Below are 23415 nucleotides of genomic sequence, written 5' to 3'. Positions count from 1 at the left end.
CCCGCATGCCGGGCGGCCTTAACCACGGCTGCTAACCAACGGAGCTAACCAAGGAAACAGGAAGAGGAGGCGGCCGCCACGCGCCGGCGCTAGTCTCCCGCATCGTTTCGGCTTCGGCATCCGAAACCAGGGTGAGACAACGCGTCCCCAGGGAATCCAGTGCGGCCGGTTGAAACGTCAGGTGCGCTCCCCCATTTACGAAACACGGGGGGCCAGGTTTGGAGATCTGGCCATGATACGATTTTTGCTATTCGTCGGTTTCTTGGTCGCTATCGCCTATGGGCTGACCACGCCGCCCCAGCCGGAAACGGCTTTCAGCGCGAACGAAACCCTTACCCAAAATGACAAGCCCCTTCTGACGTCCTGGGGGCCGACGCTCGGGTCGCTCCGGGACGGCGTTGGCGTGCGTGCGCGCACGGACGGTGGACCGACGCAGACCGCCACCAACGAAGACTTCCATAAATATGGTCCCAAGACCGAACTCTGGCTTCTTGGGCAGAGCAATGGCTTCAAGGACCCGGCCGATGCGGCCGCCAAGGACCAGGGCTGGACATCCGACGGTTATGTCGAGACGGCCGCACTTGCCGCGACAGCGCAGGCGGCCAAACCGGCTGTGGCGTCCGACAAACCCGCCGAGGCAAAGAAACCCCACGCCATGACCGTCGCGACCGCGGACCACCGCAATGCCCGGGCAAAGCCGAGGGTCACCGAACCGGTCATCGACCGCATCGCGGCCGCGCGGCCGCCGCAGCAACGGCGTGGCCTCTTTGCGCGGACGAGCGCCCCCCAGCGTGCGGCCCGGCCTCACGTCGGCGCGCGCGAAGCCCAACCCGTCACGCGCAATCGCGGCCTCTTTGCCCGTCTCAAGGGACGCGGCAAACAGCCCCAGCGTGTTTGGGCGCTCGGTCCGGCGCGTTAGATCCTCAAAACCGGCCCTTCATCGTGACCGGGAGAATGGCGTAGTCTCGTGCGCGTTGCCCGCATCGGGCGAGCAAAGCGCATTTCACGGGAGATGATGACATGCAGGGCGAAACCGTCACGCTTTGGGGTGTCCTAGGCGCCGTGGGGATCGGCGTGATCCTCGCCGTCCTCATCGCATTCGCGATCAACGCCTGGAAGAGACGCTGACGCGGCACGAACGCGCAAGAGGCGTACAGGCAGAACGCGGTCGCGAACGTCTAAGCGAGCGTCATCTCCGCCGGCGGTTCGTCCACGATCAGCTCGGCGGACGTTGCCGCCAGGACGTCGTCCACGCTGGAATCCGAGGCGACCTCGCGCAGAACGAGCCCCTTCTCCGTCGGCTCGATCACGGCCATTTCCGTCACGATCAGGCTGACACGGCGCTCGGCGGTCAGCGGCAAGGCACATTCAGGCACGATCTTGGGCGTTCCCTTGGCCGTGTGCACCATCGCCACCACCACACGCTTGGCGCCGGCCACCAGGTCCATCGCCCCGCCCATGCCCGGCACCATCTTGCCGGGAACCATCCAGTTCGCCAGATAGCCGCGCTGGTCGACCTGCAGGCCGCCCAGCACCGTCATGTCGAGATGGCCGCCGCGAATGATCCCGAACGACATGGCCGAATCGATCGAGGCCGCGCCCGGAACCGCGGTGACGAAACCGCCACCGGCATCGGTGAGGTTCGGATCCTCCATCCCCTCCGGCGGGCGGGCGCCAAGACCGATCACGCCGTTCTCCGCCTGGAAGAAGACATCGACGTGCTCGGGAAGATAGTTCGCGACCATGCTCGGCAAGCCGATACCGAGATTCACCAGCGAGCCCGGCTGGACCTCGAGCGCGACGCGGCGCGCAATGCGTTCCTTCGGATTCATACGGGAGCCCTCTCAATCAGGTGGTCGATCAGAACACCGGGCGTCTTCACCGCGTCGGGCGGGATGACGCCGATGGGGACAATGCTTGTTGGCTCGGCGATGACGGTCTCGGCCGCCAAGGCCATGACCGGATTGAAGTTATGGGCCGTCAGAGAGAATTCCAGATTGCCCACATAGTCGGCCCGGTTGGCCGCAAGCAGAGCGAAATCGCCCTTGATGGGGAGCTCCAGGAGGTAGGACTTGCCGTTCACCTCGACCTTCTGCTTCCCCTCCTCGACCGGCGTGCCGATGCCCGTCGCGGTGAGGACGCCGCCAAGACCGACGCCGCCGGCCCGGATCCGTTCGACCAGCGTCCCTTGCGGAACCAGTTCGACCTCCATCTCGCCGGAAATCATTTGGGCCTGGGTTTCGGGATTGAGACCGATATGACTGACGATCGCCTTGCGGATGGCGCCGACGCTCACGAGCTTGCCGATCGCCCTCCCCGGCATCGCCGTATCGTTGGCGACGACCGTCAGATCCTTCCGCCCGGCTTCGATGAGCGCGTCGATCATCCTGAGCGGGGAGCCGACGCCCATGAAGCCGCCGATCAGCAAGGTCGACCCGTCCGGAATCAGCTCCGCGGCGGCGGCGGCCGAAATTGCTTCCCTCATGCCAATCTCCCCCGTTGCGCGGCCAAAGATGTGCCCTGCCCGTGTCACCCCGGTGACATGACATCGCTCGGCCGCCAGCACTGAGTGTAACGAGCCGGTGCGCCACATTTGAGTGCGCCGTGACGCCGCAGACTGACGTTTTGGGAGGCGATGCGGCCAATCGGCCACGGGCCACTTGGCCCTGCAATGGCGCACAGACCAGGGTGCAGAACGGCGTGGGCTTCGTCGGACCCATGGCAAGGAGAATAACAATGGTGCCGCTGCGCCGAAGATGACGGCTTCCGGCGCCTCTGGAATGCCTTGGCGATTCAGGCGCCCGTCGCGCGCGAACACAAGGTGCCGGAAACCGCCGAATGAGTAGCTGAATCAAGACCGTGCACGGACAGGGCCGCGCTGTGGTGTCGCAGATGGCACCTGTTCAAGCCCATCAATTAGGGCTACAGGTCGTTGCCAATGGTTCGCGCTGGGTAGCGGAAGTAGACTGGATTCGTGGCGCACTGCTGGGAGGAAGACTGTAGATGACGGCTGGTTTTGGAATAGAGAAGCTCGGGCTCGTTTCTCTGCGGTATCCTTGGATATGCCTCCTCGTCGTCGCGGTGATCACGCCGTTCGCAATTTTCGGCGCCACCCATAATCGCTTTTCCAGCGACGTCCGCGAAATCTTCCGCTCGGACGATCCGGCGTTCGTACAGCTCGACCTCCTCAATGAGCGCTTTCCGGCCAGCCAGCCAGACCTTCAGATCGTCACCGAATCCGAGACTCCGTTCGACACGAAGGATCTGGAAGCGCTGCGGACGCTTCGCGACAACCTGCTGAAGATCGACGGGGTTACGGGCGTACTGTCCATGTTCACCGCGGTCACGGCGCCCGAGGATGAAGACACCGAGCCGCAGCCTGTCTTTCCGGAAGACCTCTCGAAACTCCAAGGCAACGCGGCCGCACGAAAAGAGATAACCGATCACCCGCTGGTCCACGGCAAGCTCCTGGACGACGACTGGACCATCGCGGTCTTCGCGCTCACGCTCGAGCAATTGGCCGAGGACACGGAAGGGCAAGCGGCGGAACGCGCGCTTGTCGCCGAGATCGGAAAGACCACGCAAGAGACCTTGGCCGGAACCAACGTGACCGCGCGCCTGACCGGGCTTGCGGTGATCCGCGACGAGATCCTGTCGGGACTTTCGCGCGACCAGCGCAGTTTCGGCCTCTACGCGATCGGAATCGGCATCATCGTCTGCTGGATTTTCCTGAGGAGCGTTCCGCTCATCATCATCGCCGTCGTTCCCGCCATCATCGCCGTGGCCTGGCTTCGCGGCGGCATGTGGCTGTTCGGCCAGGACATCAATCTGCTGACGGGGATCGCGCCGACGATCATCCTCGTCATCGTGCTGTCCAACTGCCTGCATCTGCTGTTCTCGATCCGCCGCGGGCTCGAGCGCGGCGACTCCCTGGAGACCGCGATCGACGGAGCCGTCAGGCGTGTCGGGCCGGCCTGCGTGCTGACCTCTCTGACGACGGCTCTGGCGATGTCGTCGTTGATCTGGATGCCGCATTCGTTCATCGCTCACTTCGGCATCACAACGGCGTCCGGCACCGCCATGTCGCTGATCCTCACGTTGTTGATGGTCCCGGCCCTGTCGGTACTGCTCCTGCGGGGCTTCGCCAAAAAGGTCCACGGCAAAACGCAACAGACCGATATTTTCCGGAAGGGCATCGACGGCCTTTGCGCCAAGGCGGCGGACGCCGTCACGTCATACCCGAGGGCCATCGCCCTGGTCGGGCTGTTGCTGACGGTTGGTGGCCTTTGGCTCCATGTCTTGAACGAGCCGCAATACAGCTATGCCAACAACATGCCGCCGCAAAGTACGGCGTTGAAGGCAATCCAGGCCTACGACAGCAAGCTTGCGGGCGCGAGCACGCTCGAAGTGCTCTTGTACTTTCCCAAGGACCACGCTCTGAAGTCGTACAAGACGATCGAGATCATTCGCGAGGTCCACAAGATCCTCGACGACGAGCCCGCCTTCGGGGCCGTCACCTCGCTCCACACGGTCGAGGAATGGCTCGGCGGCGGCGATGTCGGCGAAGACCGGCTGATCGGTTTCCTGGAAGCGAAGAATACGCGGGACTTCGCCGCAAGCTTCGTGGCGCTGAAAGAAAACGCCATCCGCATCTCGGCGCAGTTCCACGCCATGACGTCCGACCAGATGACCCCGATCCTCGACAAGGTCGAGCGCAAGATGCAGAAGGTCGAGGCAAAGAATCCGGGACTCAAGATTGCCGTCACCGGCATCGTGCCGGTGTCGTCGGCGGCGAGCCACGAGATGATCAAGCAGCTCAACATCAGCCTGATCACGGCGATCGGCCTCATTCTGGTCCTGATCGGTGTGGGCATGCGCTCGCTGCGGGCGGGCCTCGCCAGCGTTCTGCCGAATCTCTTTCCAATCGCGATGGGCGGGGCCTATCTGCATCTCGTGGAGGGCGGCCTCGAGTTCACCAGCCTTGTGGCCTTCGCGGTCGGGTTCGGTATCGCCGTCGACGCGACGATCCACTATCTCACCCGCTACCGCCTGGAGCGCGAAAGCCTCGACTCCGTGGCGGCCGCCCTCAAGAAGACCACAATGGATGTGGGGCCCGTCGTCATCATGGCCACGGTGCTCATCGCCGGCGGTATCGGCACCACCATGTTGAGCCGGTTGCCCACGGTGGCGCTGTACGGAACCATTGTCGTGATCGTGCTCACCTCGGCGGTGATCGGCGCGCTCCTGTTCCTGCCCGCGGTCATGTCCACCATGGAACGCTACTGGCCCTCGCGCTGGACCGGCAAGAGCAAGGTGAAGACGGAAGCCCCCGAGACCGAACCGGCCGGCTCCGACGAGCCTAAGACCGAAAGCACCTAGGTCAGCGCGTGCGCGGAATGCCGAGATAGCGCGTGGTGCCTCTCCGGATCATACGGCTCGGCACTTTTCCGCGCAGGAAGAAATCCAGCTTGGCAAAGAAGCCGACCGGATAGCGGAACCTCGGATGGGGCGTCTCCAGCGCCTTGGCGACGACGAGAGCCACCTCTTGCGGATCGCGCGCATGCTTTTCCGCATGGGCATCGGCGCCGCGCATCACCAGCCGGACCCAATTGGTATAGGGGCCGCCCGGCGGCGTGACCCGCTCGGTGCCCTGCCAAATCTCGGTCTTGTACGGGCCCGGCTCGACCAGAATGACGTCGATGCCGAACGGGTCCAGCTCATAGGCGATAGACTCCGCCCAGCCCTCCAAGGCCCATTTGGATGCGCAATAGATCGAATTGGTCGGCTGGCCCGCAAAGGCCGATTGGCTGGAAATACAGACGATCCGGCCATGCTTTTGTTCGCGGAATGTGGGCAGCAGCGCGCGGGTCAGCCCGAGCACCCCGAAGAAGTTCGTTTCCATGACGCGCCTGATCTCGGCGTCGGGCAGGTCTTCATGGGCCCCGGCGATGGCGACGCCCGCGTTGTGCACGACGGCATCGAGCGTGCCGCCGGTCTGAGACAAAATGTCCACCACCGCCGCCTCGATCGAAACCGGATCGGTCACGTCCAGCGCCACGAACGTCACGCGGCCGGGGCCGCCGTTTTCGCCCAGCATCGTCTCCAGCGGCCCCTTCTTTTCGAGATTCCGCATGGTGGCGAAGACATGCCAGCCCTTTGACGCCAAGACCTTGGCCGTAACCCGGCCAATGCCCGTAGACGTCCCCGTGATCAGTACCGTTCTCATTTGACTCCGTGCCCGTCGCATCATCGTCGTGTCAGCCTGCTGCGCGTGTCACACACAGCCGCCCGGCATCGAAATTTCCGCAATCCAAACTCAATCTGTCAGATGTCAAACTATGGCTTTTCCCCGGCGACCAGATATGTAGCATAGGGCCCGTTGGCACTGACAAAGGCAATACTGCACGAAGAGAAGCGTCGTGGTTTCGTCGACTAACGAGGCGAAGATGCGCCGGACGTGGGGATCCGGCATCCTTGCAGCCGGGCAATACGCCTCGGCCAACGTTCTGCTTCTGCTGGGCTCCATATCCCTCCTCGTCGGCGGATGGATGCCGTTTGCCGTCATCATTCTGATCATGGTGTTCGGGTCGTTCGCCGACGAGGTGAGTGGCGACGATTGGGACAGGTTGGGAGACAGGGCGCGGACCTTCTACAACGTCAATCTCTATCTCGCGCTGCCGTTGATGTGCCTCCTGGGGGTGACGCTCGCACTGTACGCAAGAGAGGCCAGCTTCACGGAGCGGCCGCTGCAGACCATCGGCGCCATCTGGGTCGCCGGCTATCTCTTCGCTCTTGTCGGCGCCACGGTTGGCCACGAACTCACCCACCGGCAGGGCTGGATCCCGCAAGCCGTCGCTCACGTGTTGCTCGGCTTTACCCTCAACACGTCCTTCGTCATCTACCACGTCCATGTGCATCACCGGCGCGTGGGCAGCTATGACGAGGCCTCGACCGCGCGCCGTGGAGAGCGGCTCGTAGCCTTCCTGGGACGCGCCGTCTACGGACAGTATGCCCAGGCCGCGGCGGTCGAGGCCGAGCGGCTTCGCCGCAAGGGGCTGCCCGTCTGGTCTCTTCACAACAGATTCATTCAGGCTCTGGCGGCGCCGCTTGCCATCATCGCCGTCGTGGCGCTGATCGGAGGGCCCTTCGCCCTCCTGCTGTTCGGGCTGGCCGCCCTGCTCGGGCGGTTCTTCCACGAGCTGATCAACTACGTGCAGCATTACGGTATCGTGCGCGCCGACAATGCGCCCATCCGGCCGCGGCATAGCTGGGACTGCTACCGCCGGCTCTCGAACGTCTTGCACTACAATCTGCCCCGGCACTCGGACCATCACATGTTCGCCACCAAGCCGTTCTGGCGCTTGGATACCGCCGAGGATGTGCCGATGCTGCCGTACGGCTACCAGACCATGGCGACGTTCGCGCTCGTGCCCCCGCTGTGGCGCCACGTGATGCGGCCGCTGCTTGTCGATTGGGATGCGCGCTTCGCGAGCGAGGCGGAACTCGAGATCATCCGCGCCCGAGGTTGGGACAACATCTAGCGGTCAAGCGCGGCCTTAGCGCCGCGGGGCGTCGTCGTCGTCCGGGGGCTCGTCCTCCAGCGCGCGATAGGCGGCGCCGTCCATGTCCTCGAACTGACCGGAGCGCAAGGCCCATAGAAAGGCGCCGAGGCCAAGGCCGCCAAGAATGAGGGCCGCCGGAACGAGCCAGGCAAGAGCGGTCATGGGCGTTTACCTCCCGCGAGCCGCGTCGCGTTGAGGGTCACCAGAATAGACGAACTCGACATCACGATGGCCGCGATCAACGGCGTCACGAATCCCGCCATCGCGAGCGGAACGCAGATCGCATTATAGACCCAGGCGACGCCGAAATTCTGGAACGCCATGCTCCGGGCGCGGCACCCCGTCTCGACGGCCTCCACCACGGGGGACAACGCACGTCCCTGGAAGATGAAGTCCGCAGCCCGCTGACTGATATCGGCGGCCGTCGCCGGCGACATGGAAGCATGGGCGGCCGCGAGCGCGGGCGCATCGTTCAAGCCGTCGCCCACCATCAGCACCTTGCGGCCCTCGTTCGCGCGATCTTCAAGCCAGGCGATCTTGTCCGCCGGTTTCAGCCCGCCCTGGAACACATCGATGCCGGCGTCCTGGGCCGTACGCGCAACCACCGCCTCCCGGTCTCCGGATAGAAGTGCGACGGCAAGGCCACGGTCCTTCAGCGCGGAGACGGCTTCAGCCGCATCGGCGCGCAACCGGTCCGCAAAGCGGAAACAGACCGGGGCGTCTTCGCCACGCCGATACCAGACTTCGGCGGTTTGCCCCGATGCATTCTCGACGCCGCACCAAGCGGCGGAGCCCAAACGTTCCTCACCGTAGTCCGTCCGGGCGAGAAGCCCCTCGCCCGGCGTCTCCTCGACGTCCCTGGCGATTTCGACGCTCCCGAACCGCTCCTCGGCGGCGGCCACGAGGGCCCGGGAGAACGGATGACGGCTCCCGCTCGCGAGCTTTGCGGCGGCGGCGAGAGCGGCGCCCGGCACGGTCTCGGCGTCCAGAAGCCGGGGTTCGCCCAGGGTCAACGTGCCGGTCTTGTCGAAAACAACCGCATCGACCTCCGCGATGCGCTCGAGCCCGTCGGGGACCTTGACCATCACGCCGCGCTTGAACAGCCGCGAGGCGGCGGCGATCTGAACCACGGGGACCGCAAGGGCGAGCGCGCACGGGCACGTGATGATCAGCACGGCGATGGCGTAGGTGAGCGCGGTCTGCCAGGACGCGCCGAACGCCAGCCAGCCGACAAAGGTCGCAAGCCCGAGGCCGTGCACGGCGGGTGCGTAGATCTGCGCCGCGCGGTCGGCGAGCACGCGATAGCGGGCCTTGCCCTGTTCCGCCGCCATCATCAGACGGCTGATCTCGGCGAGCAGCGTGGCCTCGTCCGCCGCGGTCACCTCGATCTCGAGGCTCCGCGTCAGGTTCAGCGTACCCGCGTAGATTTGCGTTCCCTCCCGAACCGCCGCGGGCATCGTCTCGCCGGTAATCAGGCTCTGATCGACGTCACCGCTTCCACGCGCGACGACACCGTCGGCACCCACGCGCTCTCCGACGGCGACAAGGATCCGGTCGCCCGGCCGCAACGCATTGGCGGGGACCTTGGACTGGCTGCCGTCCTCGCCAACGACGGTCGCGATGCCGCTTTGCAGGCTCAGGAGATTCTGGGCCTCGCCGCGCGCTCGGACACGCAAGGCTTCGTCCAGATAGCGGCCGATCAACAGGAAAAAGAGAAGCGTGACGGCGGCGTCGAAATAGACCTGCTCGCTCGCGTGCATGGTCTGGTAGACGCTCATCCCCGTCGCCAGGATGATCGCAAGCGAGATCGGCACATCCATATTGAGGCGCCGGCCTTTCAATGCCGAAACGGCCGATACGAAGAACGGCTCGCCCGCATAGATGATCGTCGGCAGGGCGATCAGTGCCGACAGCCAGCGGAACATCTGCGCCAGCGCCGGATCCATGTCGCCTCCCTCTCCGGACCAAACGGCGATGGAGATGAGCATGATGTTCATGGCGGCGAAGCCGGCCACCGCAACGCGCCGGAGCAGATATCTCTGGCGCTGGTCCCCGCGATCCTGCTTGGACGCCTCGAGCGGGGCGGCCTCGAACCCGACCCGGTCCAGCGCGGCCATGACATCGGCCTCGCCGGTCTCGGCGGGGTCGTAGGTCACGGTCACCCGCTTCGCGGCAAGAGAGGCCCGCGCGCTCGCGACGCCGGGCACGCGCATGGCCGCGCGCTCGACGGACCGCAGGCAGCCGCCGCAATGCATGTCCTCCACCGCGAGCGTCATGGTAGCGGGGCCGGCCGAGGCACTCTTGCGCGCATGCGGGTCGGAGTCTTTGTGGGATGCGGTGCCCTTGAACGGCGCCGCGTTTTTGTAGGGTGCGGTTTGGGCCTCCGTCATGACCCTTCGGCGACGATCAATCGCTTCTTCAGGCGATAGACCGGTGCTCCGCCCTCCTGTTCGGACGACTCGACGTTCAACACCCAATTGCCCGGGCCGAGCGCGACATCGGACACGTACACGCCTTCGGCCCATTCCCGAAAGGTGACGGCGCGGTCGTCGCTTCCGACAGCCGGACGAACCAGCGTCCCCGACAGGGAGAGCCCCGTGACAGGCGCCGCGGACGGATCGGTGAAGCGCAAGGTCAGCCGGCCGGCGCCCCGGTCGTAGTCGGCCTCCGTGGACCAGCCGAGAGCGGCCTGCTGCTCGGCCTCGGCAATGGTCTCGTTGTAGTTGAGGCCACTGCGATAGGGATTCGGGCGGTCGCCGCCGCTGAACGTGGACACGGCGTAGTAGACGAGCAATCCGTTGGCCGCGAACATGATGCCGAAGAAGACGATGAGGCCGATCAGCACATGGCGTCCCGTAATTCCCCGCGGGAGAGGTGCGGCCGCCATCATCGTGCCGGGCCGCCCTTGGGCGGTCCCTGGAAGGTCGCGTTGTGCTCGGTGCGTTCACCCGTCGCGATATTCGTCACCACGAATTTGAAGGGTGTCGCCTGTTCGGGGAGTGCGCGCACACCCGCCTTATCCAAGGTGACGTAGAGCTTGACCGCTTGCAGCTTGTCCGGCGGGACCGGAACGATGCCGCCCTCATGGCCGATCATCTGCACGCTGGCGTCCGGCAGCCCATCGACGCTCAGTTTGAAGGCGCGCGGGACATACTGCTTGTTCAGAATCTTGACCTCGTAGCCGTTGCGCACGCCGCCGTCGGAGAGCTTCACGTAGAGCGGGTTGCGATCGTGCAGGACGTTCACATCAAGGTCGGGACGCATCATGAGCGCGACAACCATGATAAGCCCAACAAGCGCAATGGCCCCTGCGTAGAGCAGGACACGGGGACGAAGTAGCCGCAGCGGCTCGGCACTTTCCGCGCCGGCATCGAGGTTGCGGATCGTATCGTAGGCGATGAGGCCCCGGGGTCTGCCGACCTTATCCATGATTTCGTCGCAGGCATCGATGCACAGCGCACATTGGATGCACTCAAGCTGCGCGCCGTCGCGGATGTCGATACCGGTCGGACACACCGCGACGCATTGGTGGCAGTCGATACAGTCGCCCCGGCCCTCCCAAGACTGGCCGGCCTTGTGCGGCCCGTGGGGCTCGCCACGCCAGGCCCGGTAGGAAATCAGGAGAGAATCGCGATCGAACATCGCGCCCTGAATGCGCGGCCAGGGGCACATATAGATGCACACCTGCTCGCGCGCGATTCCACCCAACACATAGGTCGTGAGCGTGAACAGGCCGATGAAGAAATAGGCCGCCGCCGGTGCTTCGAACGTCACGAGCTGCCTGGCCAGGGTCGGCGCATCCGCGAAGTAGAAGACCCAGGCACCGCCCGTGGCGATCGCAATCGCCAGCCAGGTCAGATGCGTGGCGCCCTTCTTCCGGAGCGTTTCGAACGACCAAGGATGCTTGTCGAGCTTCAGGCGCGCATTGCGGTCACCTTGCCAAAAGCGCTCCACGGCGATCATCAGATCCGTCCAAACGGTCTGCGGACAGGTGTAGCCGCACCAGACGCGCCCCGCCACGGACGTCACGAGGAACAGCGCGAGGGCCGCCAGCACCAGCAGGCCGGTGACGTAGTAGAATTCCTGCGGCCAAATCTCGAGAAAGAAGAAGTAGAACCGCCGCGCAGGCAGGTCGATCAGAACGGCCTGGTCCGGCAGGTACGGTCCGCGGTCCCAGCGCACGAAAGGCAGCAGATAGTAGATGCCGAGCGTGACCGCCATGACGATCCATTTGATCGTCCTGAACTGGCCGTGGGCCTCCTTCGGGTAGATCTTCTCGCGGCCCGCGTAGAGCTGCCCCCCCTCTCCTGAGGAGGACGCGCCGCCGCCGCCCAACTCGACATTTGCCATCTTCATCTCAAGCTACCGCCGGACGTTATTGTCCGCCACCCAAGGAATGCACGTAGATCGCAAGTTCCTTGATCGTTGCCGGATCCAAGCGTCCTGCCCAAGCGGGCATGATGCCCCCACGGCTATTTGTAATCGTCTCGACGATGGTTTCCTTGTCGCCGCCGTACAGCCAGAGCTCGTCCGTCAGATTCGGGGCGCCAAGCGCCTTGTTTCCGGTGCCGTCGGGTCCATGACAGGCCACGCAATTGGTCATGAAGACCTCCTTGCCCCGCGCGGCCGCCTCCGCGTCGTCCGAATTCCCCGAGAGCGACATGACATATTCCGCCGTATCGGCGACCTGGTCGCGGTTCAGCATCCCAAGCTTGCCGAACGCGGGCATCATGCTCATGCGCGTGGCCGAATCCTCCGCGCGGATGCCATGCTGAATGGTCTGATGGATGGCGTCGAGCGTGCCGCCCCATAGCCATGCGTCGTCGCGCAGGTTCGGATAGCCGAAGGCGCCTTGCGCGCCACGGCCATGGCAGGGCGCGCAGTTGTCGCCGAAGGCCGCCTGACCGCCGGCGAGCGCGAAGTTGAAGAGCTCCGGGTCGGCCTTGATCGCCTCCATGTCGGCCGCAGCGATCTTGTCGCGGAAGACCGCCTTGTCCGCCTGCGAGGCGGCCACGTCCTTGGCGACCTGCCCGCGCTGGCTATAGCCCATGAAACCTTTCGAATAGGACGAAACGGTCGGCCAGGCGGGATAGACGAGCCAATAGCCAATGGCCCAGACGATGCAGGCATAGAAGACGTAAAGCCACCATTTGGGCAGGGGCTTGTTCAGCTCCTCGATACCGTCCCATTCGTGACCGGTGGTCCCGACCTCCTCCGGAGTGTTGGCGTCCTTCTTGGCCATGGCTCAGCTGTCTTTCTCGTTGTCGGACTCTGGGTCGTCTTCCAGAGGCAGTCTTGCCGCCTCGTCGAAGCGCTTCTTGTTGCCGGGCCAAAACGCGTACAGAACGACACCGGCGAACAGCACGATGAAGAAAATGAGTGCGGCGACTTGGCTTATCGAAGCGACTTGTTCGTATTCCATCGTCCGGTCCTCACCTCAGATTGGGGCCGGCTTCGTCGAAACTGGCGAAGTCGACCAGCGTTCCAAGCATCTGCATATACGCAATCAAGGCGTCCAATTCGGTGATCTCATCCGGGTTGCCGTCGAACGAACGCGCCTGCGCCTTCGGATAGCGCGCCAGGAGTGCCGCCACGTCGGCGCCGTCCTTGCCGGCTTGCGCTTCAAGATCCGCCTTCGCCGCCTCGACCATCTCGTCGGTGTACGGCACGCCGACAACCGCGTTCGTCTTCAGCTGATCTGCGATATCGTCATAGTCCAGCTCACGCTTCGCCAGGAACGGATAGCCCGGCATGACCGACTCCGGGACGACCGAACGAGGGTCGATCATGTGCGCGCGGTGCCATTCGTCGGAGTACTTTCCGCCGACGCGCGCGAGGTCCGGCCCGGTGCGCTTGGAGCCCCACTGGAAGGGATGGTCGTACATGCTCTCCGCAGCCAGACTATAGTGGCCGTAGCGCTCGACCTCATCCCTGAGAGAGCGGATCATCTGGCTGTGGCACAGATAGCAGCCCTCGCGGACATAGATATTGCGGCCGGCCAATTCGAGCGGCGAATAGGGCCGCATGCCTTGCACTTTTTCCACCGTCGAACTCAGCCAGAACAACGGCGCGATCTCGATCAGCCCACCAATGCTCACCACGATCAGGATGCCGATCAGCATCAGCATCGGGCTTTTCTCTAGGATGTCGTGCTTTCCCCAGCTCATTGGCCCCTCCCTATTCCGCCGGCGCCGTGTATTCGCCAGGCCGGAACTCAGGAGCCGCAGCGACAGACGGTTGATCGGTCGCATCGACGGGCTGATCGCCACGCGCCGTGCGCCACAGATTGTAGGCCATCAACAGAGCCCCAATGACGAAGAGCAGCCCGCCAATGGCCCGGATGACATAGAACGGGTGCATGGCCTCGACCGTCTCCACGAAGGAGTATTCGAGGAAGCCGAGAGAATCGTAGGCCCGCCACATCAGCCCTTGCAGGATGCCCGACACCCACATGGAGGTGATGTAGAGCACGATGCCGAGCGTCGAGACCCAGAAATGCCATTCGACCAGACGCTGCGAGTAGAGCGCCTTGCGGTGCCACAGCCACGGCACGAGGCAATACAGCGCGCCAAAGCTGATATAGGCAACCCAGCCCAGCGCACCGGAATGCACATGGCCGATGGTCCAGTCGGTGTAGTGCGACAGGGAGTTCACCGACTTGATGCTCATCAGCGGGCCTTCGAAGGTCGACATGCCGTAGAAGGCGACGGCGACGATCAGCATGCGGATGACCGGATCGGTCCGAAGTTTGTCCCAAGCGCCGGACAGCGTCATGAGGCCGTTGATCATGCCGCCCCAAGAGGGCATCCACAGGATGATCGAGAAGGTCATGCCCAGCGTCTGGGCCCAATCCGGCAGCGCCGTGTAGTGCAGGTGATGCGGACCCGCCCAGATATAGATGAAGATCAGCGACCAGAAATGGACGACCGAGAGGCGATACGAGTAGATGGGCCGCTCGGCGCGTTTCGGCACGAAGTAGTACATCATGCCGAGGAAGCCGGCCGTCAGGAAAAAGCCGACCGCGTTGTGGCCGTACCACCACTGGGTCATGGCGTCCTGGACGCCCGAGTACAGGACGTAGCTCTTCGTGCCCAGCAGCGACACCGGCACCGCCAGATTGTTGACGATGTGCAACATGGCGATGGTGACGATGAAGGCCAGGTAGAACCAGTTCGCCACGTAGACGTGGGGCTCTTTCCGCTTTGCGATGGTGGCGACAAAGACAAGGAAGTAGACGACCCAAACGGCCGTCAGCCAGAGATCGACGTACCACTCCGGCTCGGCGTATTCCTTGCTCTGCGTGACGCCCAACAGATAGCCGGTGGCCGCCAACACGATGAAGAGCTGATAGCCCCAGAACACGAACCAGGGCGACCATTTGCCCGCGAGGCGCGCGCGGCAGGTCCGCTGCACCACGTAGAACGACGTGGCGATGAGCGCGTTACCGCCGAAGGCAAAGATGACCGCCGAGGTGTGGAGCGGACGCAAGCGCCCGAAATTCGTCCAGGGCAAGTCGAAGTTCAGAACCGGGAAAGCGAGCTGCCAGGCGATGATGTCGCCCACCAGAAAGCCGGCAACTCCCCAGAAGACCGTAGCGATCACGCCGGCGCGGATGACACCGTCCGCGTAGCCGCTCGTATCGGCCGGTTCGCGGCTCTCCACGAACTGCGCGAGCATATACAGAAGTGCAAGGCCCGAGGCGCCGAGCAGGAGACAGCCATGAAACTTCATGACCAGGTCCGCGCCGGCCACCGCCAGGACGAGGCCTAGAATAACCAGGAACGCGGCGGCCCCAATCGCGAGAATGTCCCCAAGCGCTTTCCACTCATCCCGCTGCGATGTTGCGGCCATGTGTCCAACCCCTCAATCTCAAGCCTTGCCCACTCAAGCCTTGCCCAGGTCTTGACTTCATTGTCGACCGGCAGCCCCGAGCCTCCGACGGCAATCTCATCCTGTCCGCGTCAATCCGCGCGGGCTCATTATAGCGCTGTTACACGCTGGCCGCCCACCTCCTACCTTGATCCAGCGCAAGCTTGGGCGATCTATCGCAAAGTTTGATTGATCCGGCCGCTGCCTACTCTCCGCGCAGGCTCATGATGTAGGCCGAGACATCCTCAAGTTCGGGCTTGGTGATCGGAATCACCGGCATCGGGTGCATGGGCATGACGATCCGGGCCATGACCGCGCCTTCGGTTTGGTCCGGCTTATTGGCGATCGCGGCAAAGCTTGGAACGTCCGCAACGGCTTTGGTCTGCCGATCGGAAACCAGATGACAGTTGGTGCAAAGACGCTCGGCCAGCGCCTTGCCGCGCGCGGGGTCCGGCAGACTCGTCACCGCTCCCTCGGTCCGCGCGGCCGAGCCCAGCCCGAGAATGAGCACGAACGCCAAGAGCGCACTGGCAGCAAGCGATAGTCCGTGGCAGAACGGCCTCATGTCGCCATGGCCTCGAGCTTGGACATGTCGAGCACCGATACCTGCCGGGCCGATTCGAGCTTGATGATGCCTGCCTCTTTCAGTTCGGCGAACATCCTCGAAACGGTCTCCAGCGTGAGGCCGAGATAGTCGGCGATGTCATGGCGCGGCATTGCAAGATGCAGCGAGCGGTCCGAGCCAGTCCGGCGCGCCATCTCGATCAGGAACGCCGCGAGCCGCTCCAGCGCATTCTTGCGGCCAAGAAGCAGCAGATGATCCTGAGTCTGCCGCAGCCCGATCATGGTGCGGTTGAGCAGCTCATGCACGAAGCCGCGCGAGGACGTCGCGCTCAGCAGGCTCTGCCATTTATAGGCAAGAACCTTGACGGGCCCGATCGCCTCGGCGGACACGTGATGCACGTCGTCCACTTCGAAACCGAACATGTCACCGGGAAGATGAAACGCGCTGATCTGCCGGCGCCCGTCAGGCAGCAACTTCGACACGCGAACCACGCCGGAAACGATTTTGTATACATATCCGGCCCCCTCGCCCTCGGCGAAAATCTCGCTGTTGCGGGCGAAGTTGATCGGAACGCTCGATGTCTGAAGGTCGTCGTCGTCTCGAGCATGCGCCAGGAGCGCCGACGTCGGCGACGTTTGTGTCTGCGGGAAGTCGAGCACGGGATTCGGCGTCAGCATGATAACCCCCGAAAGGTTAATTTGACTGACGTCAGAGATAGAGATTTTTGCGCTCGATCAAAATTCGGGCCTGTTCCCTAAGGGAAACTACGTAGGCCGATACGGCCTAGGACGGCAGGAGGGGCCCGCCCGAACGCCCATTCTTTTCAATCACTTGCCGGATCGTCTCCAACATGACCCCGCCAAGGATCGGCTTTTCCAGAACCTTCGTGACCCCGCCTGACTTGGCTTTGGCAAGGAGCTGCTCGGTTTTCTGGGACACCATGAGGATGACCGGGACACAGGGATTGCAAGGAAGCTCCGATTCGCCAGCTTCCGCGACCCGCGAAAAGACGTCCTGGTCCAACACCACGCAGGTGCCGTGGCGGCTTGGTGCCCGCAGGATCGGAGAGAGTGCATGCTCGTCGCAGAAACGTGTCTCATAGCCCTCGAGCTCCAACGAAAACCTTAGACTATCCGCAAGCGTGCCGTCGCGAACGGCAATCAGCACGGTGCCGGCATGACTCATTTGTTTCTTCCCCAAACATCGGCCGTCGCCCCCGCGGTTCACCACAGCCACTTGAAAAGTCTATGTGATGCGGGGCGTGCGACCTTGAGCCACGTCAAACGGCAAAGGGGGCGGAAGCGGCGCGCGCGCAGCCCTATTCGGAGGCGCCGGCAGGCGGTCCGATATGGGCCAGAAGGGCCATGCGTACCAAGTCCGGCAGACTGTTCGCCTGCATCTTGGACATGACATTCGCGCGATAGACCTCGACCGTTCGCGGACTGATGCCGTACGCGGCGGCAATCACTTTATTGGCCTGCCCCGCCACCAGCCCCTCGAGGACCTGACGCTCGCGCTCGGACAGGCTTGCAAGCCGGCTCAAGACCTCCTGCATCTGGTCGGCGCCCTCGCCGGTCGCCCTTTCAAGCGCCGCTTCGACCGCCTTGAGCAGCACTTCTTCATCAAAGGGCTTTTCGATGAAGTCCACCGCGCCGGCCTTCATGGCCTCGACGGCGAGCGGAATGTCGCCATGACCGGTGATGACGATCGCAGGCAGGAACGGTATCTTGTCCTTGATCCGCCCAAGGAGCTCGATGCCCGTCATGTCCGGCATGCGGACATCCGTGATCAAGCAGCCGCATTGCATCGGATCGACAGCCTCCAGGAACAGTTGGGCCGACTCGTAGAGCCGGACGGGAAACCCCGCCGAACCGAGCATGAACGCCAAGGACTGACGCACCGCCTCGTCGTCGTCGACGATGTGCACGACGGGATTGACGGGCATCAGGCCCTGTCCTCGCTTCTGACGGGCTCCAGCGTGAACCGGAAGACCGTGCCGCCCCCGGGGTTCGGTTCGACCCACAGGCGCCCTCCATGGGTTTCCACCAGGCGCTTGGAGATCGACAGCCCCACCCCCATGCCATTAGGCTTGGTGGTCACAAAGGGCTGAAACAGCTGGTCGGCGATCTCCTCGGAGATGCCGCTCCCGGTGTCCGCGACCGTGATCTGCACCATCGGCTCGCCGGCGTCGTTCTTATCCGTGGAAGACCGCGCCGTGGACACCAATAGGACTTTCGGGTCGCACCCTTCCATTGCTTCGATGGCATTGCGCATCAGGTTCAGCAGAACCTGTTGAACCTGGACCTTGACGACTTTCACGTCGGGAAGAGAGGTGTCGAACAGAAAGCTCGGCTTCACGCCCTCGTCCGGCGCGCCGATCAGCGCCAGCGCGCTGGCTTCCTCCACGAGATCGTTGATGTCCGCGGGATCCCGTGCGGTCTCGTGGTGGGTCACGAAATCGCGGAGTTGGCGGATGATCTCGCCGGCCCGCAGCGTTTGCTTGGTCGTGGCCGCGAGCGCCTCGCGCACCATGGGGACCTTATCGCCCTCGATGGACTCCAGCAGCCGGTTGCACCCTTGCAGATAGTTGGAAATCGCGGTCAGGGGCTGGTTGACCTCATGCGCAAGGGTCGAGGCCATCTCGCCCATGGCGGTCAGGCGCGACAGCCGCGCCAGCTCCGTCTGCAGATCCTGCAACTGCTTTTCGGTTCTCTGGCGTTCCGTCAGGTCACGGATGAACCCGGTAAAGAATCGCTGCTCGCCGGATCGCATCTCCGCGACCTCGAGCTTCATGGGGAATGTGGACCCGTCCTTGCGCTCCCCCGTCACCACGCGGTCGAAACCGATGATCCGCTTCTCGCCGGTGCTGATATAGCGAGAGATATAGGCGTCGTGCTCCTCACGGAACGGCGAGGGCATCAACACCGCCACGTTCTTCCCGGCGACATCGACTTCCCGGTGGCCGAAGAGCCGCTCTGCCGCCGCGCTGAAGGACCGGATCATGCCGGTCTCGTCGATCACCACGGTCGCGTCGGGAACGGTGTCCAGGATCGAGCGCAGATGCGCCTCGCGCGAGCGGACCGCCTTGGCGCTGCGGCGGCTGCGCAGACGCGTGCGGCGCAGTAGTTCGCCCAACCAGGCAATGCCGAGTCCGACGCCCGTGAACACGCCGACCTCGGCCAAGGCCGGGAGGGTGACGTCGCTTGGCGGAACGAGGGCGAAGCCGATCGCCGCGGAAAGAAGCGTTGCCAGGAGACCGGGGCCGAACCCGCCGAAACCGGCCGCGATCGCCAGACCGGGAATAAAGATGAGAAAGGAGGCGCGCCCTTCAAGCCAGGGATAGAGCCCCCAGGCGAGGCACGCCATGCCAACGACAGCAGCTACGGCGACACCATAGTGAACCGCGCTTGTCGCCGGATCGAGAATTGCGCGCCGCAACCGCTCGATGGCGTTGCGGGGCCGCTTATTGGCCAAGGGTCCATGCATCGCAAGGACAGTATCATCTTCACACGCCAGTCCTAGGCTGGGCGTGACAGTCCCTTGCCGGCGCACCGGCGGTTCAACCCGTCCGCAGCCTGATGGCCGCGCGTGGGCGAGAGGCGCCCATCAGGGATGCGCGGGCACCGTCGTGCCCAAACGCTAGATGCCGCGCGCGACGCTGAGCCCGTCGAACGGGGTCACCCAAGAGGCTGTCCACCCCAAGCGTCCGTCCTCGGCGAAGCGAAGCCCGGCGAGCATGAACAACGAACCGTCTTGATTCTTGGTCTTTTCGACCTCCACAACGGCATAGCCGATGAAGCGGCCGCACACCTCGGAACCCGCGGTCTTGTTCACGGCATTGATCGCCAAGGGCTCGGTCTTGCCCGTCGAAAGCGCCGAGGCCAGGGCAATGGCCTGTGCCTCGGTATCGCACAACATCGCGTTGATCTTTTGGGGAGAGCCGGCACCGCCCGCGACCGCAGGTGCGGCCGCCAGGATGCCCGCCAACGCAACTAAGAGATATCTTGCCTGCATGGATGACCCGTCCTGGTTCTTCCGGATTTGCGTTGATGCAAAAGTGTCAACATTGCCTGGAGGCGGGTCAAGAACATCATGGGGGTTGGTAGGAAAGTTTGCCACTCTGATTTGGCGACTCTTCTTGCCAGGTTTTGTGCGCTTTCGCCCTGGTTTCTGTCCGGATTACCTCCTTTCGGGAGAGAGTTGAGGCCATCTGTCACAGGCATTTATCCAGGGACAGAATTGCCAGACATGGCATCGCTATCGGGACCCGGGATCGTCTACAGGAGGTCGTTTGTACCCCCGTCTCATGAAAGTCTCCCCCATGTCCCTTCGCATCCCGGTCATTCGTATCCTGGCCCTCGACCTTCTCTGCTTGAGCATGGCCGTAAGCCTGAGCCTTGCGGGCTTTAGCCCTGCCAAAGCGCAAGACAAGGTGCAGGATACCGGGCAAGACAAAGTGCAAGCCCAAGGGCTGGCGGAAGGTGGCTTCGACCCCGCGCAGCTCGAGGCGATGACCGCGTCGGTGCGCCAGGTCGACCTCACGGAGGACATGGTGACCCGGCTGATCGCCTCCTTTCCGAAGATCCGGGAGACGGGTGCGAAATTTCCCGGGACGGAGATGCCGGAGCAGCCGCCGGCTCCCGGCAGCGCCGCATCGGACCTCGACGCCATGTCCGCCGAGAAGCGCGCGGCCCTCGAGGCTGTCGCCAAGCACACGGATTCAAGGACCTCCAGGATTGGTCCGACACCGCCGGCACCGTGGTCCGCGGCTACATCTTCCTCGCGCAAGGCAAGACGCCCGGCGCCACGGACAAGGCCCTGCGCTTGAACGTGGAGCATGCGGAGCGCAATCCAAACCTGACCCCGGAGCAGAAAGAGCAGACGATCGAGATCTACCGGAAGGTGGCGGCGACGCTGAAGCGCCTCGAGCCCTCCAAGGAGAATTACGAGATGATCGTCGCCATGAAGGACAAGCTCGCCCCTCTCATGGATCCGAACTAGCGCGTCCGTATCCAAGAGACCGCGCGGTTTCTTCTATGAAATCGAGATTTGCTGAAAGCGCCGTCGCGGCACTCTGGCGGCGTCCGGACACGGTGGCCAGCTCGGGCGGCAGACCGCGCTGGGCCGAGATCACGCCCACATAGCGCAACGCTTCGTCCTCATCCTCAATCAGCAAGGCGCCGCCGCTGTCGCCAGGCAGGACGGTCTCGTCCATGCACCATATGGTCTCCGGCAAGCCAGCGTCGCGATCGAGGCGGGTCTTGAAGCAATCGGCGGCGTCTTTCAACGTGACAGGCAGATAGCGGCGAACGCCCGCGTCGTCGCAGTCTCCCGGCGCCAGACAGCGCGTGCCGCCAAAGGCCACCAGCACGCCCGGCCGTCCCGTCTTCACCGTGGACGGACGCGGCAGCGATGCGGGATCGGTGTCCGAGACGGCACGCGGCAAGTCGACGGCGATCGGTGCCGCCGTCACCAGCAATGCCAGGTCGTGAGGAAGCCGCGCGCTGCTCGACTGGCTCTTCTCTCCCCCAAGCCAGCCGGGCGCGATCTCGACCGACGCCACCGCGAAGGACCGCATGCGGCCTTTCATGACCACGTGCACGAAGAGTTCCTTGGGCTGCAGATAAGCGTCCACATAGAAGCGGCGCCCCAGGGCCCGCGTCACCTGTTGCAGACAATGGGCCGACGTCACCACGACGCGGGGATAGAGCACCGTGCCCGAGCAGATCATGCGGCCGTACTGGGCGATCTCCACGACGAATGGAAAGCGTTCGCTCCGATCCTCGATGCCGCGGGGTAGCGTCTGCGCCGCGCTGTTCGGGAAGGCGAGCGCGACGAGAAGAACCAAGAACGGCCATCCGGACACGGTTGTCGGCACGCGCGGCATCGGCCCGACCCTAGTCCGAAGCCGCGACGGCAAGTCCGCGGATGCCCTCGCCCACGGGAATGCGCTTCACCTCCCGTCCCGTTTCGCCGTCCAGGACCGAGATGTCTCCCGCCATCCAGTTGACCACGTAGAGCCGCCGGCCGTCGGGCAGGATGGCGACGGTTTCGGGGTATTTCCCCACCTTGGTGCGCTGGAGCGCCTCGAGGGACGCCGCGTCCAGCATCTTGACCGTTCCCGATTGCTGGTTCGCCACGAAGACCCGCGCGCCGGTCGGCGAGACCGCGACGCCGTAGGGCATCGAACCGGTCCGGACGGTGTTACGGATTTCCAGCGAGGCGGCATCGACAACCGAGACGTCTCCGCTCCGGACGTTGGCCACGTAGACGCGGTCGCCTGTGGGCGAGACCGCAAGCGCAAACGGCGCCTTGCCGACCTTGACCGTGGCGACCGCCGTCAGGCGGTCCATGTCGACCACGGTGATCGAGTCGTCCTCCCGGTTTGCGACATAGGCGCGCCGAAGCCTCGGGTCGAGAGCCACGTGCGCGGGCGCGCGCCCAACCGCAATCTCGGCAACGGTCTTGCCCGTTGCGCTGTCGATGACCGACAAGAGATCCCGGTTCCAATCGCTGACGAAGAGGCGCCCTCTTTCGCCGACGGCGATCCCGAAGGGCGTGCCCGCGACAGACAGGCTGCGCGGCCGGTCCGGCGCGCGCGCGTCCAGCACGTCGATCTTTCCGATCTCGGGATGGGTGACGTAGAGAGTCCGGCCGTCAGGCGATGCAGCGATGACCGCCGGCCCCGGGGCGAGTTCGACGGTTGCCAGTTGCTCATGGGTTGCGGTGTCGATCACCACCACCTGACCCGCCGCTTGATTGGTGACGAAGAGGCGTGGCGCAGCCGCTTGCGTGTGTGCCGACAAGGCAGCGGAGATGAGGGCGGCGAGGATCGCGGCCGCGACAGCCAGCGCGCCAAAGCGTCCGGCGACACCGCGCGGGGCCGCGATCATCCTTACTGCTCCGCCTTCTTCTTAAGCTCCTCCAGACCCGCCCTGTAGAACTTGGTGACCGCGTCGATGGCGGCCTGGTCGTTCTGCGTCTCGGACGGGAAGTTGCCGGTGTCGGCGCGATAAAGACGCGCGTCCCAGGTCACCTCGCTGCCGCCGTCCGCGCCCGGCTTCACGGCCAGCGTGGACGAGTAGAAGCTGACGGGAAAGGCGTCGACGTCCGGCGTGTCGAGCCGGTAGGAATAGGACATCTCGTCCTCGAGATATTCGTCCAGACTGTCCTTGAGTTGCCCGCCCGACCGCAGGACCACGACTCGTTCCGCGCCGGGCTCGTTGCCGCCGGTGCCCATGCTGGTTTCGACAAGGGGGTTCCACGAGACCAGGCTGTCGAAATTCTTGACGACGGCCCAAACCTTTTCCGGCGGGGCGGCGACGGCAATGCTCTCTTCGACCTTTTGCGGCGTCGGGCCGTGCGCGCCCGCCGACGCAGCCCCAAGGACAAGAAGAACTTGGAGCATGGCAGTTCGAA

Annotated in this window: 25 protein-coding genes; 5 read left to right on the top strand and 20 right to left on the bottom strand. The window is 64.1% G+C overall.

Going from position 1 to position 23415, the window contains the following annotated elements; translation table 11 throughout:
• Window positions 1–232: 232 nt before the first annotated feature.
• Window positions 233–919: a hypothetical protein gene (locus AUC68_RS14480; protein ID WP_141701302.1), complete on the top strand. Its 687-nt coding sequence runs from the start codon at window positions 233–235 to the stop codon at window positions 917–919.
• 259 nt (window positions 920–1178) lie between these two features.
• Here AUC68_RS14480 and AUC68_RS14475 read toward each other — a convergent pair whose 3' ends face one another.
• Together AUC68_RS14475 and AUC68_RS14470 are read right to left on the bottom strand one after the other, a co-directional pair.
• Window positions 1179–1832 (bottom strand): 3-oxoacid CoA-transferase subunit B, encoded by a 654-nt coding sequence (locus AUC68_RS14475; RefSeq protein ID WP_069438303.1) that lies wholly within the window; start codon window positions 1830–1832, stop codon window positions 1179–1181.
• The gene (locus AUC68_RS14470) at window positions 1829–2485 is read right to left on the bottom strand and encodes a 3-oxoacid CoA-transferase subunit A (protein WP_069438302.1); all 657 of its coding nucleotides are present in this window, start codon (window positions 2483–2485) and stop codon (window positions 1829–1831) included. Before AUC68_RS14470 ends, AUC68_RS14475 begins: the two co-directional genes overlap by 4 nt.
• 518 nt (window positions 2486–3003) lie before the next feature.
• Here AUC68_RS14470 and AUC68_RS14465 point away from each other — a divergent pair.
• Window positions 3004–5379: an efflux RND transporter permease subunit gene (locus tag AUC68_RS14465; protein ID WP_083240780.1), complete on the top strand. Its 2376-nt coding sequence runs from the start codon at window positions 3004–3006 to the stop codon at window positions 5377–5379.
• A gap of 1 nt (window position 5380) precedes the next feature.
• Here the strand turns inward: AUC68_RS14465 and AUC68_RS14460 are convergent, their stop codons facing one another.
• Window positions 5381–6226 carry an SDR family oxidoreductase gene (locus AUC68_RS14460; protein ID WP_069438300.1) on the bottom strand — a complete coding sequence of 282 codons (846 nt, stop codon included), beginning with the start codon at window positions 6224–6226 and terminating at the stop codon, window positions 5381–5383.
• Between the two features lie 220 nt (window positions 6227–6446).
• Here AUC68_RS14460 and AUC68_RS14455 point away from each other — a divergent pair, with 220 nt between their 5' ends.
• The gene (locus AUC68_RS14455) at window positions 6447–7541 is read left to right on the top strand and encodes an alkane 1-monooxygenase (RefSeq protein ID WP_069438299.1); all 1095 of its coding nucleotides are present in this window, start codon (window positions 6447–6449) and stop codon (window positions 7539–7541) included.
• Window positions 7542–7556: 15 nt separating this feature from the next.
• On the opposite strand, the gene ccoS is transcribed toward AUC68_RS14455, so the two are convergent.
• The 14 genes from ccoS to AUC68_RS14385 form a co-directional block, all read right to left on the bottom strand.
• Window positions 7557–7724, bottom strand: coding sequence for a cbb3-type cytochrome oxidase assembly protein CcoS (gene ccoS, locus AUC68_RS14450; RefSeq protein WP_069438298.1), 168 nt, complete (start codon window positions 7722–7724; stop codon window positions 7557–7559).
• Window positions 7721–9952 (bottom strand): heavy metal translocating P-type ATPase, encoded by a 2232-nt coding sequence (locus tag AUC68_RS14445; RefSeq protein WP_083240779.1) that lies wholly within the window; start codon window positions 9950–9952, stop codon window positions 7721–7723. The genes ccoS and AUC68_RS14445 overlap by 4 nt, the downstream gene beginning before the upstream one ends.
• Window positions 9949–10452 carry a FixH family protein gene (locus tag AUC68_RS14440; protein ID WP_083240778.1) on the bottom strand — a complete coding sequence of 168 codons (504 nt, stop codon included), beginning with the start codon at window positions 10450–10452 and terminating at the stop codon, window positions 9949–9951. The genes AUC68_RS14445 and AUC68_RS14440 overlap by 4 nt, the downstream gene beginning before the upstream one ends.
• Window positions 10449–11912, bottom strand: a complete 1464-nt coding sequence (ccoG, locus tag AUC68_RS14435; protein WP_244500547.1) for a cytochrome c oxidase accessory protein CcoG — start codon at window positions 11910–11912, stop codon at window positions 10449–10451. Before ccoG ends, AUC68_RS14440 begins: the two co-directional genes overlap by 4 nt.
• A 25-nt stretch (window positions 11913–11937) precedes the next feature.
• On the bottom strand, window positions 11938–12804 hold the full coding sequence (gene ccoP, locus AUC68_RS14430) for a cytochrome-c oxidase, cbb3-type subunit III (RefSeq protein ID WP_069438295.1): 867 nt from the start codon (window positions 12802–12804) through the stop codon (window positions 11938–11940).
• Between the two features lie 3 nt (window positions 12805–12807).
• On the bottom strand, window positions 12808–12984 hold the full coding sequence (locus AUC68_RS14425; protein ID WP_069438294.1) for a cbb3-type cytochrome oxidase subunit 3: 177 nt from the start codon (window positions 12982–12984) through the stop codon (window positions 12808–12810).
• 10 nt (window positions 12985–12994) lie between these two features.
• Window positions 12995–13729 (bottom strand): cytochrome-c oxidase, cbb3-type subunit II, encoded by a 735-nt coding sequence (gene ccoO / locus AUC68_RS14420; RefSeq protein ID WP_069438293.1) that lies wholly within the window; start codon window positions 13727–13729, stop codon window positions 12995–12997.
• A gap of 10 nt (window positions 13730–13739) precedes the next feature.
• Window positions 13740–15413, bottom strand: a complete 1674-nt coding sequence (ccoN, locus tag AUC68_RS14415) for a cytochrome-c oxidase, cbb3-type subunit I (RefSeq protein WP_083240777.1) — start codon at window positions 15411–15413, stop codon at window positions 13740–13742.
• A gap of 223 nt (window positions 15414–15636) precedes the next feature.
• Window positions 15637–15996: a c-type cytochrome gene (locus AUC68_RS14410; RefSeq protein WP_141701301.1), complete on the bottom strand. Its 360-nt coding sequence runs from the start codon at window positions 15994–15996 to the stop codon at window positions 15637–15639.
• Window positions 15993–16673: a helix-turn-helix domain-containing protein gene (locus AUC68_RS14405; RefSeq protein ID WP_069438291.1), complete on the bottom strand. Its 681-nt coding sequence runs from the start codon at window positions 16671–16673 to the stop codon at window positions 15993–15995. The genes AUC68_RS14410 and AUC68_RS14405 overlap by 4 nt, the downstream gene beginning before the upstream one ends.
• A 106-nt stretch (window positions 16674–16779) precedes the next feature.
• Complete coding sequence (locus tag AUC68_RS14400) at window positions 16780–17181, bottom strand: DNA-binding transcriptional response regulator (RefSeq protein ID WP_069438290.1); 402 nt, start codon at window positions 17179–17181, stop codon at window positions 16780–16782.
• Window positions 17182–17314: 133 nt separating this feature from the next.
• Window positions 17315–17941, bottom strand: a complete 627-nt coding sequence (fixJ, locus tag AUC68_RS14395) for a response regulator FixJ (protein WP_069438289.1) — start codon at window positions 17939–17941, stop codon at window positions 17315–17317.
• The gene (locus tag AUC68_RS14390; protein WP_158008327.1) at window positions 17941–19470 is read right to left on the bottom strand and encodes a two-component system sensor histidine kinase NtrB; all 1530 of its coding nucleotides are present in this window, start codon (window positions 19468–19470) and stop codon (window positions 17941–17943) included. Before AUC68_RS14390 ends, fixJ begins: the two co-directional genes overlap by 1 nt.
• A gap of 165 nt (window positions 19471–19635) precedes the next feature.
• On the bottom strand, window positions 19636–20010 hold the full coding sequence (locus AUC68_RS14385; RefSeq protein WP_141701300.1) for a hypothetical protein: 375 nt from the start codon (window positions 20008–20010) through the stop codon (window positions 19636–19638).
• Window positions 20011–20317: 307 nt separating this feature from the next.
• On the opposite strand from AUC68_RS14385, the gene AUC68_RS14380 reads away from it, so the two are divergent.
• Window positions 20318–20824, top strand: coding sequence for a hypothetical protein (locus AUC68_RS14380; protein WP_141701299.1), 507 nt, complete (start codon window positions 20318–20320; stop codon window positions 20822–20824).
• Window positions 20821–20997 (top strand): hypothetical protein, encoded by a 177-nt coding sequence (locus AUC68_RS16570; RefSeq protein WP_158008326.1) that lies wholly within the window; start codon window positions 20821–20823, stop codon window positions 20995–20997. The genes AUC68_RS14380 and AUC68_RS16570 overlap by 4 nt, the downstream gene beginning before the upstream one ends.
• Here the strand turns inward: AUC68_RS16570 and AUC68_RS14375 are convergent.
• Genes AUC68_RS14375 through AUC68_RS14365 form a run of 3 tightly spaced genes read right to left on the bottom strand, consistent with a single transcriptional unit; the run spans window position 20981 to window position 23404 of the window.
• On the bottom strand, window positions 20981–21874 hold the full coding sequence (locus AUC68_RS14375; protein WP_158008325.1) for a trypsin-like serine protease: 894 nt from the start codon (window positions 21872–21874) through the stop codon (window positions 20981–20983). The genes AUC68_RS16570 and AUC68_RS14375 overlap by 17 nt on opposite strands.
• Before the next feature lie 19 nt (window positions 21875–21893).
• The gene (locus AUC68_RS14370; protein WP_083240775.1) at window positions 21894–22889 is read right to left on the bottom strand and encodes a YncE family protein; all 996 of its coding nucleotides are present in this window, start codon (window positions 22887–22889) and stop codon (window positions 21894–21896) included.
• Between the two features lie 2 nt (window positions 22890–22891).
• Window positions 22892–23404, bottom strand: coding sequence for an SRPBCC family protein (locus AUC68_RS14365; protein WP_244500546.1), 513 nt, complete (start codon window positions 23402–23404; stop codon window positions 22892–22894).
• Window positions 23405–23415 lie beyond the last annotated feature (11 nt).

The organism is Methyloceanibacter methanicus, assembly GCF_001723285.1.
GTDB classification, from domain to species: domain Bacteria; phylum Pseudomonadota; class Alphaproteobacteria; order Rhizobiales; family Methyloligellaceae; genus Methyloceanibacter; species Methyloceanibacter methanicus.
This window is presented reverse-complemented; position numbering and strand designations above follow the sequence as displayed.

What these genes read in the sequence shown, in the direction of transcription:
- AUC68_RS14480 (WP_141701302.1), top strand. Translation starts at nt 233, where the DNA reads ATGATACGATTTTTGCTATTCGTCGGTTTCTTGGTCGCTATCGCCTAT.
- AUC68_RS14475 (WP_069438303.1), bottom strand. Translation starts at nt 1,832, where the DNA reads ATGAATCCGAAGGAACGCATTGCGCGCCGCGTCGCGCTCGAGGTCCAG.
- AUC68_RS14470 (WP_069438302.1), bottom strand. Translation starts at nt 2,485, where the DNA reads ATGAGGGAAGCAATTTCGGCCGCCGCCGCCGCGGAGCTGATTCCGGAC.
- AUC68_RS14465 (WP_083240780.1), top strand. Translation starts at nt 3,004, where the DNA reads ATGACGGCTGGTTTTGGAATAGAGAAGCTCGGGCTCGTTTCTCTGCGG.
- AUC68_RS14460 (WP_069438300.1), bottom strand. Translation starts at nt 6,226, where the DNA reads ATGAGAACGGTACTGATCACGGGGACGTCTACGGGCATTGGCCGGGTT.
- AUC68_RS14455 (WP_069438299.1), top strand. Translation starts at nt 6,447, where the DNA reads ATGCGCCGGACGTGGGGATCCGGCATCCTTGCAGCCGGGCAATACGCC.
- ccoS (WP_069438298.1), bottom strand. Translation starts at nt 7,724, where the DNA reads ATGACCGCTCTTGCCTGGCTCGTTCCGGCGGCCCTCATTCTTGGCGGC.
- AUC68_RS14445 (WP_083240779.1), bottom strand. Translation starts at nt 9,952, where the DNA reads ATGACGGAGGCCCAAACCGCACCCTACAAAAACGCGGCGCCGTTCAAG.
- AUC68_RS14440 (WP_083240778.1), bottom strand. Translation starts at nt 10,452, where the DNA reads ATGATGGCGGCCGCACCTCTCCCGCGGGGAATTACGGGACGCCATGTG.
- ccoG (WP_244500547.1), bottom strand. Translation starts at nt 11,912, where the DNA reads ATGGCAAATGTCGAGTTGGGCGGCGGCGGCGCGTCCTCCTCAGGAGAG.
- ccoP (WP_069438295.1), bottom strand. Translation starts at nt 12,804, where the DNA reads ATGGCCAAGAAGGACGCCAACACTCCGGAGGAGGTCGGGACCACCGGT.
- AUC68_RS14425 (WP_069438294.1), bottom strand. Translation starts at nt 12,984, where the DNA reads ATGGAATACGAACAAGTCGCTTCGATAAGCCAAGTCGCCGCACTCATT.
- ccoO (WP_069438293.1), bottom strand. Translation starts at nt 13,729, where the DNA reads ATGAGCTGGGGAAAGCACGACATCCTAGAGAAAAGCCCGATGCTGATG.
- ccoN (WP_083240777.1), bottom strand. Translation starts at nt 15,413, where the DNA reads ATGGCCGCAACATCGCAGCGGGATGAGTGGAAAGCGCTTGGGGACATT.
- AUC68_RS14410 (WP_141701301.1), bottom strand. Translation starts at nt 15,996, where the DNA reads ATGAGGCCGTTCTGCCACGGACTATCGCTTGCTGCCAGTGCGCTCTTG.
- AUC68_RS14405 (WP_069438291.1), bottom strand. Translation starts at nt 16,673, where the DNA reads ATGCTGACGCCGAATCCCGTGCTCGACTTCCCGCAGACACAAACGTCG.
- AUC68_RS14400 (WP_069438290.1), bottom strand. Translation starts at nt 17,181, where the DNA reads ATGAGTCATGCCGGCACCGTGCTGATTGCCGTTCGCGACGGCACGCTT.
- fixJ (WP_069438289.1), bottom strand. Translation starts at nt 17,941, where the DNA reads ATGCCCGTCAATCCCGTCGTGCACATCGTCGACGACGACGAGGCGGTG.
- AUC68_RS14385 (WP_141701300.1), bottom strand. Translation starts at nt 20,010, where the DNA reads ATGCAGGCAAGATATCTCTTAGTTGCGTTGGCGGGCATCCTGGCGGCC.
- AUC68_RS14380 (WP_141701299.1), top strand. Translation starts at nt 20,318, where the DNA reads ATGTCCCTTCGCATCCCGGTCATTCGTATCCTGGCCCTCGACCTTCTC.
- AUC68_RS14370 (WP_083240775.1), bottom strand. Translation starts at nt 22,889, where the DNA reads ATGATCGCGGCCCCGCGCGGTGTCGCCGGACGCTTTGGCGCGCTGGCT.
- AUC68_RS14365 (WP_244500546.1), bottom strand. Translation starts at nt 23,404, where the DNA reads ATGCTCCAAGTTCTTCTTGTCCTTGGGGCTGCGTCGGCGGGCGCGCAC.